The organism is Solwaraspora sp. WMMD792, assembly GCF_029626105.1.
Taxonomy (GTDB): domain Bacteria; phylum Actinomycetota; class Actinomycetes; order Mycobacteriales; family Micromonosporaceae; genus Micromonospora_E.
In genome coordinates, this window is the sequence record NZ_JARUBH010000009.1 from 4,450,568 (window position 1) to 4,464,714 (window position 14,147).

General features: G+C 69.1%; 8 protein-coding genes. 2 read left to right on the forward strand and 6 right to left on the reverse strand.

The window, feature by feature from the left end; all coding sequences use genetic code 11:
* Positions 1-62: 62 nt before the first annotated feature.
* The 5 genes from O7629_RS20765 to O7629_RS20785 all read right to left on the reverse strand — a co-directional run bounded on the left by O7629_RS20765 (position 63) and on the right by O7629_RS20785 (position 11,234).
* Positions 63-4,523 carry a DUF4082 domain-containing protein gene (locus O7629_RS20765; protein ID WP_278171138.1) on the reverse strand — a complete coding sequence of 1,487 codons (4,461 nt, stop codon included), beginning with the start codon at positions 4,521-4,523 and terminating at the stop codon, positions 63-65.
* Positions 4,524-5,045: 522 nt separating this feature from the next.
* A complete protein-coding gene (locus O7629_RS20770) occupies positions 5,046-6,416 on the reverse strand; it encodes an O-antigen ligase family protein (protein ID WP_278171139.1) in 1,371 nt (456 codons plus the stop codon).
* 19 nt (positions 6,417-6,435) lie between these two features.
* Complete coding sequence (locus O7629_RS20775) at positions 6,436-7,656, reverse strand: hypothetical protein (protein WP_278171141.1); 1,221 nt, start codon at positions 7,654-7,656, stop codon at positions 6,436-6,438.
* Positions 7,657-7,961: 305 nt separating this feature from the next.
* On the reverse strand, positions 7,962-9,869 hold the full coding sequence (locus O7629_RS20780; protein WP_278171142.1) for a DUF4082 domain-containing protein: 1,908 nt from the start codon (positions 9,867-9,869) through the stop codon (positions 7,962-7,964).
* A gap of 459 nt (positions 9,870-10,328) precedes the next feature.
* On the reverse strand, positions 10,329-11,234 hold the full coding sequence (locus O7629_RS20785; RefSeq protein ID WP_278174609.1) for a glycosyltransferase: 906 nt from the start codon (positions 11,232-11,234) through the stop codon (positions 10,329-10,331).
* Between the two features lie 138 nt (positions 11,235-11,372).
* Between O7629_RS20785 and O7629_RS20790 the strand changes: the two genes are divergently transcribed.
* Together O7629_RS20790 and O7629_RS20795 are read left to right on the forward strand one after the other, a co-directional pair.
* Entirely contained in the window at positions 11,373-12,302 is a 930-nt protein-coding gene (locus tag O7629_RS20790; RefSeq protein WP_278171143.1) for a WecB/TagA/CpsF family glycosyltransferase, read from the forward strand.
* The gene (locus O7629_RS20795) at positions 12,299-13,273 is read left to right on the forward strand and encodes a glycosyltransferase family 2 protein (RefSeq protein WP_278171144.1); all 975 of its coding nucleotides are present in this window, start codon (positions 12,299-12,301) and stop codon (positions 13,271-13,273) included. The genes O7629_RS20790 and O7629_RS20795 overlap by 4 nt, the downstream gene beginning before the upstream one ends.
* A 55-nt stretch (positions 13,274-13,328) precedes the next feature.
* On the opposite strand, the gene O7629_RS20800 is transcribed toward O7629_RS20795, so the two are convergent.
* On the reverse strand, positions 13,329-14,144 hold the full coding sequence (locus O7629_RS20800) for an alpha/beta hydrolase (RefSeq protein WP_278171145.1): 816 nt from the start codon (positions 14,142-14,144) through the stop codon (positions 13,329-13,331).
* Between the last annotated feature and the right edge of the window lie 3 nt (positions 14,145-14,147).

Here is a 14,147-nt window from a genome sequence, read left to right on the forward strand (position 1 = left end):
GTCCCTTTCAGTCGCGGCGAAGCCGCCCTGCCGATGATTCAACGGCTTCGCCGCGACTGCCCTCAAGAGTTAGGCGTGAACACGACATCTACCCAGTAGTTGTGGTTGACCGAGTGGCCGGGGAACACCCAGCCGTACGGGTCGTAGTGGTAGACGCCCCCGCCGACCAGCACGTGCAGCGGCGCCCGGTCCAGTTCGGTCTCGGCGAACTGGTTGGCCGTCACCGCGTACTGGCCGACCGATGTGTGGTATGAGGCCACATAGGTGGTGTTCGCGAGAATGGGCACCGGCTGGTCGAAGGTGACCGTCTGCCAGCCGGACTCCGTTTCGTCGGTGAACACCGCCGTGGCCAGCCGGACACCGTCCGCCGTCCAGAGCGAGCCACGGTGCGTGCCGGTGTTGGCCGGCCCCTTGTAGAACCGGACGCCGGTGACCTGGCCGGCGACGTCGGCGCGGAACCGCACCCCCACCTCGACCGCGTCCTGGTCGGCCCAGTTCACCGCGGCGGGCACGTCCTGCGGGCCGAAGATGCTGACCGGCGGCGCCGACGGTTCGGTGGGGCTCGGGGTCGGCTCGGGGCTCGGCGACGGCGACCCGGTCGGGGTCGGCGACCCGGTCGGACTCGGCGCGGTCGACGGCGACGGCGACGTGCCGGGAGTCGGCGACGGGCTGGTGGTCGGCGTCGGGTCGGGGTCGGCGTCGCCGGCACCGGGGACGTAGAGCGGGTCGACCCAGTAGTTCGCCGAGTTGTACGTCCCGGTGGGGAACCCACCGCCCGAGCCGTACCGGTAGACCCCGTTGTCCCCCGCCGGGGCGCTCAACTGACCACGGCTGTAGCCGGAGCCGAAGAAACCGCCATCGAACGCGTAGTTACCGTTCGGCGCATAATATGACAACACGTACGTCGTACCCGCCGACACCGCCACCGGCGCAGCGAACGCCGCCGACTGCCAACCCGTACCGCCACCCTCCGGGAACGTCACCTCCGCCAGCGGCGCACCACCACCGACCGGCCACAACCGGCCGACCTGACTACCGGTGTTCCCAGGCCCACGGTAGAACCGCATCCCGACCACCTCACCGTCCACCGACGGGGTGAACTTGACGCCCACCTCCACCGGGTCGCTCTCGCCGACCGAGGACTGCTGCGGAACCGCGTCCGGCTCGAACAGGGTCACCACCTCGTCGCCGTAGGTCGTGGTGAACGACCAGGTGTACGGCTGCGCCATCGTCGTCCCGTCGCTGCTGGCCCGTACCGATGCGGTGTAGGTGTGCAGCGATCGCAGCGGGGTGTCCGGGGTGAACGTGGCGAGTCGGGTCGCGCCGTCGTAGGCGACCGCGCCGGCGACCGGCTCGGCCGCCGCGTCGACCAGCTGGAACTCCAGCGACGACTCGTCGATGTCGGTGTCGAAGAGCGCGGAGGCCACCGCCTCGGCCGCCACGCCGGTCGCCCCGGGCGTCGGTACGGTCGCGGTGACCGCCGGTCCGCTCTCGTCCGGCCGGCCGGACGGCGACGGGGAGGGCGACGGGGACGAGAGCGTACCGGTCGGCAGGAAGTACGGGTCGATCCAGTAGTTCGCCGAACCGTACGTGTCGGTCGGGAATCCGCCCCCGGAGCCGTACTGGTAGACACCGTTGTCACCGGCCGGCGCACTCAACGGACCCCGCACGTACTCCGAATCGAAGAACCCGACATCGAACGCGTAGTTACCGTTCGGCGCATAATATGACAACACGTACGTCGTACCCGCCGACACCGCCACCGGCGCAGCGAACGCCGCCGACTGCCAACCCGTACCGCCACCCTCCGGGAACGTCACCTCCGCCAGCGGCGCACCACCACCGACCGGCCACAACCGGCCGACCTGACTACCGGTGTTCCCAGGCCCACGGTAGAACCGCATCCCGACCACCTCACCGTCCACCGACGGGGTGAACTTGACGCCCACCTCCACCGGCAGGCTCTCGCCGGACGCGGTGGTCTGCGGGGTGGCCCCGGTCTCGAACAGGGTCACCACCTGATCGGAGAAGGTCGAGGTGAACGACCACGAGTACGGCGCATTCATCGGCACGTCGGCCTCGTCGCGCGCGGTCACCGTCGCGGTGTAGGCGGTCTGCTCGGTCAGCGGCACCGCCGGGGTGAAGGTAGCCCGCCGGGCCGCACCGTCGTAACTGACGGCGCCCGGCACCGGCTCGTCGGCCGGGCCGACCAGTGTGAAGTCGATGGTGGTCTCGTCGACCGGCTTGCTGAACACGATCGACGGGGTCACGTCCGCCGGCACGTTCGCCGCGTCCGCGATCGGCACCGTCGACGACACCGTGGGCGGCGCGTCGTCGGCGGTCACGAAGGTCACGTCGGCGTAGTAGTTGGTTGAACCCCACGAGTTGTTCGGGAAGCCGGGCCCGTCCTCCCGGTAGACGCCGTTGCCCACCGTGCCTTCGGTAGCGGGCGCCAGCAGCGGACCCGAGACGTGGTCGGCCAGGAAGTAGCCGCCGTCGCTGGCGTACCGCCCTTCCGGCGCGAAGTAGGAGACCACGTAGCTGGTGCCGGCGGAGACCGGGACCGGGGTCGGCAGGCTCACCTGCTGCCAGCCGGTCTCGGTCTCGTCGGTGAACACCGCCGTGGCCAGCACCGAACCGCCGTTGGTCCAGAGCGTGCCGCGATGCTCGCCACCGTTGCCCTCGCCCTTGTAGAAGCGCAGGCCGGTGATCAGACCGTCGATCTGGGGGGTGAACCGCACGCCGACCTCGACCGCCGGCTGGGTGCTCAGTGGCTCGCCGTCCGCTCTACCGTTGTCGGTCTCGACGAACGCCGGGGTGTCCGGCACCGCCTGGCCGAACAGCGAGTACGGCCCGGAGACCGACAGGGCGACCGGATCGGACGGGGCACCGAGGTTGCCGCTGTCGTCTACTGCCCGCGCCAGCACCACCTGGGTGGCGATGTCGGTGGGCAGGAACTCGTACGTCCAGGTATGTGTGCCGGTGGTGGCCGGGTGCCAGGTGCCGCCGCCGTCGGTGGAGACCTCGACGCCGGCGACCAGCCCGCCGCCGGCGTCGGAGGCGGTGCCGGTGACCGTGACCGGCGCGCCGTGGGCCACGGAGCTGCCGTCGGTCGGTCCGGTGATCGTCGCGGTGGGTGCCAGCACGTCGGCGGACTGGCTGGTCACCACGATGCCGCTCATCGGCGTGGTCGGCGCCGCGCCCATGTCAGCGAAGAGGTTGACCGTGGCCTGCTGGATCGCGTCGTCGGCGGGCGCACCCGAGCCACCGTCGTGGTAGGCGTCGAGCCCCCACGCCCACTGGATGGTGCCGGCCCCGAAGACCAACGCACCGCTCGGTGCCCGGTACATGGTCATGTGGTGGGTGGTGTCCCCCGGCTTGTTCTCCGGGCCGTAACCGACCAGGTATTCAGGGGTATGGCCGGTGGTGGTGGAGAGCCGGAAGGTGCCGGCCGGTCGGAAGCCGTTGTCCAGGTCCTCGTTGGACTCGTAGCCGACGGTGTGCGGCGCCAGAGTGGCGGTCTGGCCCGGAGCCAGCTCGGCCACGCCGGTGTGCCGCCAGAACCGCAGCCTGCCCTGCTCGGCGGGGACCTGCATGGCCAGGTCGGTGTTGTTGGCCATGTAGAGGTTGCCGACCAGCGCGTTCTCCGGCTCGCGCACCTCGCCGGTCGGGAAGCGTGGGTCACGCCACACGCCGGTCCACTCGTCCGACGGGTCGATCCGCGCGTTGTTCCAGGTCTCCTTGTAGCAGACCAGGGTGCGGTACGGCGTACCGTCACCGTCGACGCTGTCCTCCCAGCGGACCTTCCAGTAGACCTCGTTGCCGGTGAAGAACGCCAGGTGCACTCCTGCGTCGCGGGCCGCCTCGACGTTGGCCCGCTGCTGCGGGGACCAGTACTCGTCGTGCCCGACGGAGACGTACACCCCGTGGTTGAGCAGCAGTTCACCGCGGACGTCCGCGTCGAGCCCGCTGATGTAGCTGACGTCGTATCCGTTGCGCTCCAGGAAGCGGATCATCGGATACTCGTTGGCGAAGAGGAAGTCGCGCCCCTGCTGAGCGCCGCGGGTGGCGAACGGCCGGTTGTAGCTCAGCTTGTAGGCGCGGTACGCCGGACCTTCGCCCCAGTAGAAGTCCGCTCCGCCGTAGCGGTTGTACGCCTGCCAGGTGGTGTCGGAGGTCTGGAACACCAGCTGCGAGGTGCTGGTGTCGTCTCGCACGATGAACGGGATATGGCTGTCACCGCCGGTGTCCGAGCGGATGAGTCGGGCGATGTAGACCCCGGAGACGGCGTCGGCCGGCACGTCCCAGGTAGCGCCGACCTGCCAGGTACCGCAGTCGAAGATCTGGTTGTCGGTGGCGCGCACGCAGTCCGCGTCGGTGTTGGCCGCCAACGGCAGGCTCGGGGTCAGCGTGGCCCACTCCCGTGCGCCGTCGCCGCCGTACCAGCCGAGCCGGTAGACCTTGATCGTGTACGCGGACGCCTCGGTGCGCACCTTGAAGCCGATTTGTTCCCCTACGTTCACGCTTATCGAGGTCGCAAAGCCCTGGATCGTGGGATCGCCGACACCGGAAATGTCCCACACCGAACTCGGCGTTCCCGACTTGCTGTTCTCACAGGCAATCACGTTGACCGGAGGTGCGCACGGATCAGTGGATGCGGATGCCGCTGGCATCGCGATCATCAGGGTCGCCATCATGACGATGGCGGTCGCGACGGCGGCGAAGTGCCGACTGCCACGATCAACAAATCTAAATACGCCCGCCCTCACCGAATGTCCCTTCAGGAGCCAGCCCGACGCGATACCGCGTGCCTCCCCCAGCTACGCAGCGCCGACGCTACCAGCGTGAGTCAAGCTCACAACCGGGCATGTATCTGACCCTTGACGCGACCCGGACAGCCCGCCCATCGCCCATTCGGACAACTGGCCCCAGGCAATGCGTAATGATCTGCATTCACACGGTTAATCGATAGACAATCATTGAGGTGCCGGATCGACGACCGACGGCGGTTGACCCACCCTCGGGCGCGGGTGCCGGTGCCGTCGCTACGAACCGAACCACCGAGGGGTCGACGTGCGCACCTTGAGCGCCGGGTGGCTGAGTCGCCACACCGCACCACACATACCCACCATGAGTGACATCGCCGTGGCGTAGGTGCTGAAGCTCAGTGAATCGAAGGTGAAGCCTGCCGCGATCGCCACCAGCTGCACCGCGACGAGGATGGAACAGAGGTGCCGGTCACGCTCCGACGTCGACCTGCGCCGGGCGAGCAGCGTGACCACGATCGCGGTGACGTGCAGTGCGGCGAGCACCGCGACGCCGACCACGCCGTTGGTCAGGGCGAAGGCGAGCCACTGGTTGTCGAGGTACTGGTACTGCGGGGACACCCAGGTCCCGGTCCCCCGACCGAACCACGGTCGCTGGCTGAAGTAGTAGCCGACCATCTCGTACCGCTCGGTCCGCGAGGTGATACTCGGGTCCGTGCTCGCCCCAAGGAACATGTTGGTGATCGTGGTGACGAGTGACGGCTTCACCACCGCCATTCCGGCGAACATGACCAGACCCAGCGCCATCATGTTGTAGCGCATCCGCCACGCCCAGGTGGGCATCAGGACGAGCAGCACGATCGCCAACGCCACGAATCCGGTCCGGGACATCGTCGCCGGGATCGCCGCCGCGATGAGCAATGCCAGGAATGCGAACATCTGCCGCTGCCGGGAAGTGGCCGAAAAACGTGCAAAGTGGATCGCGAACGGCAGCGCCATCGCCATCAACAGACTGAACTCGATGTAGTGGAAGGTTGTGCTGGGCACCCGTACGCCGCCGCCACGGATTTCCAGGCCGACGACCCACCCTTTCATCTGCAAACCGGGCACCCGCATGTACTGGGTCAGATCAAAGTACAGAAACGCCTGAATCAGCCCGACCACGGCGACAAAGGCACAGCAGTAGACAAACACCCGCAGTACGCCGTCGAGACGGTCCCAGTTGGGCATGCCGTCGGCGGTCAACAGGATCACCCCGGAGATCGCCGCTGCGGTCAGCATCCAGCGGTCCGCCGAGTTCGCCTCCATCACCGTCAGCCCGCGGAGGAACCCGATGGCGTACGACAGCAGCATCGACAACAGGAAAGCCAGGATCGCCCACCGCAGCGGCTGCGGGCCGGTGAGCACCAACCGGGAGTTGAGCCGGGCGGTCATCCACCAGAACCACATCAGAATCGCCACAACCAGCGCCGGACGCCCCAGGTCGGTCATTCCAGGCAGAATCAGGTGCGACGGGATCAGCGTCAGCAGGCAGACCATGAGCGACAACATGACTGGTGCGTCGATCCTGGTCAGCCGGCGCCGGGTGATATAAGTGCGCTCGGCGATCCACGCTGGTTCGAGGTCTGCCGGGTGCACCCCGGATGACATCACCGGGTCCTGGCCTCGGTCATCGTGCCTGGCTGCCGTTCTTGGACGTCTCCGGCGGCGTCCACTGCTCACGGCCGGCTCCGGCCTTGGGCAGGATTATCGTCGCGTCGTCGCGGACCGCGCGAATCACCGCGGTCTCGTCGTTGGCCGACGGCGCGGCCGGCTGGTGGGGGGCCGACTGCGACGTGCCGGGCTGCGGCGTGCCGGGCGACGGTGTGCCGGGCTGCGGCGTGGCCGGCTTCGATCCGGCGCGCTCCTCGCCTGCCCCGTCGGCCCGGTCGTCGACCGCGCGGAAGGTCAACGAACCGTTGCCGACCAACCCGCCGACCGGTACCTGGCCGCCGGCCAGTCCGCTACCGGCCACCGGTGCCTCGCCCGGTGCAGACCCGGCACCCTGGCGCTCCTCCGGACGGTTCTCCCGCCGGCCTTCCTGACGCCCCTGCGAGGCGTTGCCGGAGCTGTAGACACCGCCGGGCTTGCTCGCGCCGTCGCGGTCGCTCGCCCTCGGGCGCGGGACCGGTTGCGGGCGCGACACCGACCGGGTCTGATCGACCCGCCCGGCCATCGGCGGGATGGCGATCGTCTCATCGGTGCCAGCGGTGACCGGCACACCGGCCGCGGGTCGCGGCCGGCGGCGCCGCAGCAGACCGTCGATACCGATGGTGAGCGCCGCGCTGAGCAGGACGCCGACCCCGGCGACCGCGATCATCGCCCGGTTGACCTTGGAGTTGGCCTCCTGGATGTTGTCGCCCCGGTCGAGACGGCGAGCGGTGATGAAGCTCTCCTCGCTCGCGCCGTAGTCGGCCTGCAGCCCGACCACGCTCGCCTCCAACCGGCGGACGACCTCCTCGGTCGTCTCGGTGGCCTGGTCCTCGGACTCGCCGACCACCTCGATCGTCATGATCGGCTGCTGGTTGTCGAGGGTGATCGCGACGTTCTCGCTGAGGCCGGCGGCGTCCAGTTGCTTGAGCACGGCCTGGTCCTGCACGGTGAGGGCAGCGGCCCGGCTCAGCGATCCCAGTCCCAGCTCCAACCAGGGGTTACGGGGCGTAACCGGGGCATCCTCGTCCGGGGCGGTGTTGGCCGCGGTGGGCGGGATCAGTTGAACATAGGATGTCGCGATATAGTCCGGTTCGACGCTCATCCGGGTCCATCCGGCAGCCGCTACCGAGATGAGCAGCAGCGGCGTCGCGACGTACCAGCGCCGGAACAGCAGTTTGGTGAGATCCCAAAAGTCCACTGCTGTCCTTCCATTGGGTGGCGAGGTCGGGGCGCTCGTCTTCCATCGTATGGCCAGCCGAGAAGCATGAAGGTACGGCGTGGCACGTCGAGCCCTCCGCCGGGTTCAGTGTCCGGCCGGGCGCGGCACCTCCGCAAGCCTCCGACCGCCGTCCCATCCCGGACATATGTCCTGTTACGCCGCACCGAACGACCGAGCCGCGCCCTGAGTCGCCAACACGACAGCGCCGACTCGGCCGTCAGGGGGACCGACCAATGGGCCGGGTGGACGCCCTGCAGCGTCCACCCGGCCCGTCGGATCGAACCTTACGGCGTGATCTTGTAGATGTGGTACGTGTGTTCCTTCGCGAAGGTGTCCCGGATCGCACCACCGCTGATCGGCACCGAGCGATTTTCGAACAGCACCTCGGCGGTGTCACCGGTCACGCCGGGCGGCAGCGCCAGCGAGTGGCCGCCGGTCGGGGTGTCCTTGCCGAGCATCGCGAAGACGTAGAACGAGCCGTCGTGGGCCTTGAGCATCGTGTCCAGCCCGTTGTTGAACTCCCACTCGTACGACTGGGTGTTCAGCACCGGCGCCAGGCTGGTGATGCGCTTGTTCACCTCGGCAACGGCCGGCCGGACCGCGTCACCGCACCGCTCCCGCAGCACGTGCTGGGAGATGCACGACCCGCCGAAGTTGTGGTTGAAGTACTGGATGCCCCGCGCCTCGTTGATCACCGAGTTCATCACCGCACCGGTGATCTGCTCACCGGTGATGGTCGGTGCCCAGTCCTCGGTGAACGGGTGCCCCACCTCGACGAAGGCCCACACCGGCTGCCGCTTGCCGTCCATCGCGTCGAGTTCACGCATCCGCTGCATGGTCAGCCCGTAGTTGGCCGCCCGCCGGCAGTTGTCCTTGTTCACGCCGTACGTCGGGCCTTCCGCCGGGGCGGTGCAGACGTGCGGGTCGGTGTACCAGTAGATGTCGTTGGAGACCACCGAGCTGAAGCCGTTGACGAACTTGCCGGCGTCGGAGTCGGACTGCCAGAACATCACGCCCTTGCCGTAGTTGGCGTAGCGCAACCCACGGTCACCGGACGGAACGGTGCCTGACTCCTTCTTCATCACGTCCAGTCCGCAGCCGTCCCGGCTTGACGTGCAGATCGGGCCCTGGCCGGGGTAGTTTCCGGTCCACGTACCGTTGCCCGGCCCGCCCCACATGTCCGCTTCGTCACCGATCACCCAGCCGACGCTCTCGTTGCCCCGGTCGCTGAACGGCTGCGGGATGAAGGCGTACATGTCGTTGCGCCTGATCAGTGCGACATCCGACTGATCGGTCAGCATGACGTAGGTGTTGAGGCCGGCCGCCTTGTCCCGGTCGATGTCCTGCTGGGTGTACACACCCTCGTACCAGACGCCGATCGGGAAGAACGACGGATCGGTCCAGCCGGAGGCACGGGCCTGCGGGAAGTTCGCGTAGTACGCGGGGCCACCCTCCCACGGCACCCGGGGCAGGTCGAGCACGGCGGGCGTACCGCCGGTCGGCGAGGCCGACGGGCTGGCCGACGGCGTAGCAGTCGGACTGGCCGACGGCGACAGCGACGGCGACGGCTCAGCGGAGGCCGTCGGCGACGGCGTCGGTTCCGGCTGTTGCGACCCGGTCGGCTCGAAGGCGAGATCGACCCAGTAGTTGCTGGCCTTCCAGGTCTGGCGGGGGAAACCACCCGATCCGTAGGCGTAGACGCCGGCGGTGCCGTCGGCCCGCAGCGGACCGGCGGACACCGGTCGTTCGAAGTAGCGCTGGGTGGCCCGGTACCGGCTGGTGTGGTACGAGGCGATGTACACCTCGCCCGCCTCGACCTCGACCGGCTCGGGCAGCGCGACGTGCTGCCACCCGGAGCGGGACTCCCGTTTCGGTACGGCGCTCGCCAGTCGCTTGCCGTCGGCGGACCACAGGTTGACCCGGTGTCCGCCGCGGTCGCCCTTGGCCTTGAGGAACCGCACCGCGGTGACCAGTCCGTCGCGGTCGGCGGTGAAGCGCACACCGAGCTCCACCGGCCGGGTGTCCGGGTCGACCGGCACCCGGGACACGTCCGCCTCGGCGAACAGCGTGTAGCCGTCGACCTGTTCCCCGGCGACCGAGGCGGTGACCACCGTGGCGGTGGCGAGGAAGCTGAACACCACCGCGCCGATCATCATCAGCCGGCCGCGCCGACCGGTCGGACGACGCAGCAACCGCCGCCGACCCCGCCCCGACCCGGCTACGCTCGCGTGCCGACCGGCCGGGCCCGGCCCATGGTCAGCGACGGGACGTGGCGACGGGCGACCGGCCCGACGGGCACGCGGCGACCCGGGTAAACCGGGCGAACTTGCCGTAAACGATCCCGGGAACGGATCGTCCCGCCCCCCGTCCGGCTCGAAAGAATCCTTGCTCACCACGAGATGTACACCTCTCGGGACATGGTCCGTTGTCGGTACTACGTTCGGTGGATCTCCCCCAGGCACTCCCCGTCCCGACCGATCGCAGCGCGCTACGCCGCCCCATCGGGACCGAGGCTGACGTTAACCCAGGCCACGAACCTTCCCAAGGAACTTAATGCTCTCTTATGGCAAGCCGGCACGGCCCTGAGCTCACCCGCAGCCGACGTGAATGGTGAAATTCACTCACCTCGAACATCGACAGATCGAGATCGTTTACCTGCCGCTCGGGCCGGCTCCGGAGGCGTCGACCGCCGAATGTGGATCAGCGGCACCACCGGTCGGCACAGCGGCAGCGGTCCGCCCCCAACCGGAGCGCACGCTCCAACCAGGAGAACGCCGCCTTAACTCTGCAGCAACGGTGATCGCCACATAACAGAACGCGGCCGGAACAAGATGTGGCGCCGTGAGTACGACCCGCCGCAACCAGGACCACGGACGGGAACCGGGCACCGGATCGAGCGCCAACTCGGCGCCCCGCGGATCCGTTCGGACGAACTCCCAGAACTCTGCGTTACCGGCCCGAGACCTGGCCACTCGTCGGACCAACTCACCCGTGCGCCGCGGTGCCACCACCCGTACGGGCAGGTCAACGTCCCGCTTTTCGTCGGCTCTGACCACCGCGTCGAGAAACATGTCGTCGGCGATAATGTCCGGAAAATTGGTGAATCGCGCCCGAGCGGCGGCGGAGATCGCGATCAACCCACGGCCGAAGAGGCGGCCGCTGAATATCGGCAACCGCGCATTGATCGCGTAGTAGGCCCGGACCGGCCAGGTACTCGCCGAGGTGTCGATCACCGGTCGCGGCGCCGCCGCCTCCACGCCGGGTTCGGCGATCACGGCGGCCAGCGCGCGTAGAAGTTCCACCGATACCGCGATGTCCGCGTCCAGATAGATCCGGACGTCTCCCCCGGCGATCTCGTCGGCGGCGTTGAGCGCGGCGATTTTCGACGGCGTGGTGATCTCCAGCACCCGGGCGCCGCAGGACCGGGCGACCGCCGCCGTCCGGTCGGTGCAGCCGTTGGCGGCCACGATGATCTCGACGTCCGGCCCGAAGGACGGCGATTCGGTCATTGCACGCAAGACCGGGCCGATCCCTTCTTCTTCGTTGAAGGCCGGCATGATGACGGTAATCTGCACAACCACGATGCTTCCATTCACGGACGATGCGACAACCAGTCGAATGGGCAACCTCACTATCGCCTAGCTGACACCGATTGGCCCATCCGGTGGACCACTACGCCGAGTACGGTGCAGCTTGTGCCTCGTGACCAGTACCCCGTTACCGCAAATAGGCATCGGATCACTCTAAGCAATGTCGCTTTTGATCCTGTTCGGGAAGAAGACGTCATCAGCCACGTCGTCGCCGCGCTGGACGCCGGAACCGGCGGCCAGATCATCACCCCAAATGTGGACATTCTGCGCCGCGCCAGCCGCGAAGAGGAGTGCTACAAACACATAGAGTCATCGACTCTGGTGGTCGCGGACGGTGCGCCGCTGATCTGGGCCAGCCGGATCGGCGGTGACCCGCTGCCGGCCCGGGTCCCCGGATCCGACCTGATCTGGAGCCTGTCCCGGGCGCTCGGCGAGCAGCGCCGGTCGGTCTACCTGCTCGGTGGCGAGCCAGGCACGGCGGTGCAGGCCGCCGCCGTACTCCGCCGCGAGTTTCCCCAGCTCACCATCGCCGGCCAGCTCAGCCCGCCGTTCGGGTTCGACCGGTCCGAGGAGCAGCTCACCCAGATCTGCGCCGAGGTGGCCGCCGCCCGACCAGACCTGATCTTCGTCGGGCTCGGCTTCCCCAAACAGGAACGACTCATCGCCCGGCTCCGGCCGATGCTGCCGAACACCTGGTTCATGGGTTGCGGAGCGGCGATCGGCTTCGTCGCCGGGGTACACCGTCGGGCCCCCCGGTGGATGCAGCGCACCGGGTTGGAGTGGATGCACCGGCTGCTCCGCGAGCCGCACCGGCTCACCCGCCGCTACCTGCTGCACGACGTACCGTTCGCGCTGCAGTTGCTCGGCGGCAGCGTCCGAACCCGGTTGCGGCGCGGCGACCAGGCGACGAACACCGGCAGCGTGCCGGCGCTCCCGCCGACCCGGCACATCCCGGCCCCCCGGGGCAGTCAGGACAGCCAGGACAACCGGGACGCCAACCGTCCCGACCCGGTCGGCTCCGGGAACCGCCCGTGAGCCGCCCCGACGTCTCGGTCGTCATCGTCTCGTACAACACGAGCCAGCTGATCGTGCGCTGCCTGACCGAGCTGTACGCGAGCCTGACCCCGGACGTCACAGCGGAGGTGGTGGTGGTCGACAACGCCTCCACCGACGGCTCCGCCGACACCATCGCCGACCGGTTCCCGCAGGTCCGCCTGGTACGGCTGACGGAAAACGTCGGTTTCGGCCGAGGCATCAACCGTGGGGCGGCGGTCAGCACCGGGCGCTACCTGCTCTGTCTCAACCCGGACACGGTTCCGGTCGGCCATCCGGTCACCGAACTGGTCACCTTCGCCGACCGGCACCCCGGTCACGGCCTGTACACCGGACGCACCCTGCACCCCGACGGCACCGACGACAACTACTCCTGCTGGGGCATGCCCACGGTGTGGAGCATCTTCGGCTTCGCCAGCGGGCTGTCGACCGCGTTCCGCGGCCGGGCCTGGGCGGATCCGGAGGCGCTGCCCGGCTACGACCGCAAGTCGGTACGCGAGGTGCCGGCTTTGTCCGGCTGCATGCTGCTCATCGAGCGGGACCTGTTCGGCCGACTCGGCGGCTTCGACCCGCAGTACTTCCTCTACAGCGAGGACATCGACCTCAGCACCCGGGCCCGGGCGCTGGGTGCCCGCCCGGTGCTGACCCCGACCGCTCAGGTGGTGCACCTGGTCGGTGCCTCGTCCAGCTCCGAGGGGCAACGGATCCGGATCCTGCGCGGCAAGGCCACCTACGTCCGGCGGCACTGGTCGCCGCTGCGGGCCTGGACCGCCGTCCGGCTGCTGGTCGCCGGGGTCGGCCTACGGGCGGTGGGCAAGACGCTGCTCGGCCGGGACCGGTCCCGGGGCGTCGACTGGATCGAGGTCTGGCGTTCCCGCCGCGACTGGGCGGCCGGCTACCCGCCGGTCGAGGAGGATCGGCCGACCACCGAACGACTCGAACCGGCCGGCTGACCGCCACCGACATCACATCCCACGGTCACGTCGTGGGTGGGCCACACCCGTGCGGTCACCCGTCGTCGGCCTGCCGCTGCGGCGGTCCGGCGACCGGGACGTCGGCGAACGCCGCCACCGTCCGGTCGGCGTACGCGTTGGCGTCGCCGTACTCCATCGGGCCGTCCCAGCTGGTCGGCAGCGGCACCGTGACCTGCGGCGCCACCCGGCGGACCACCTCGTCGAGCACCCGCTCCACCTGGCCGACCCAGAGATGGCGGGCTCCTGCGACCCCGACCACCTCCGCCTGACCGACCACGGCGAACCGCCGGGTCGCCTCGTCCGGCCGCAGGTAGTCGTCCAGCTCCGGGACCAGCGCGGTGAGTGGCTTGCCGGACGCCGACCAGGTGGCCAGGTCGGCGTCGGTGGCGAAGCGCAGCGGCGGCGACAGCAGGATCGCGCCCTCGACCGCCGGGTCGCAGCCGTAGCGCAGCGCCAGGTCGGTGCCGAACGACCAGCCGAGCAGCCAGATCCGGGGCAGCTCGGCGAACTCGGCGTACTCGATCGCCGCCGCGACGTCGAACCGCTCTCCCTCAGCGGAGTCGAAGCTGCCGCCGCTGGTGCCGCGCTCGCTGCTGGTGCCCCGAGTGTTGAACCGGAGCACGGCCACGTCGGCCAGCGCCGGCAGCCGCCAGGCGGCCTTGCGGAACACGTGGCTGTCCATCATCCCGCCGTGGGTGGGCAGCGGATGCAGGCAGACCAGCGTGGCGACCGGCGGACGATCGGCTGGTAACGCCAGCTCACCGACGAGGGTGAGCCCGTCGGCGGTGTGCAGCTCGATGTCGCGGCGCTCGGCGGGCAGGATCGACATGGACCGGATCGGCTCGCTCACCCG

Coding starts and splice junctions, on each gene's coding strand:
- O7629_RS20770 (WP_278171139.1), bottom strand. CDS start 6,416: ATGTCATCCGGGGTGCACCCGGCAGACCTCGAACCAGCGTGGATCGCC.
- O7629_RS20785 (WP_278174609.1), bottom strand. CDS start 11,234: ATGCCGGCCTTCAACGAAGAAGAAGGGATCGGCCCGGTCTTGCGTGCA.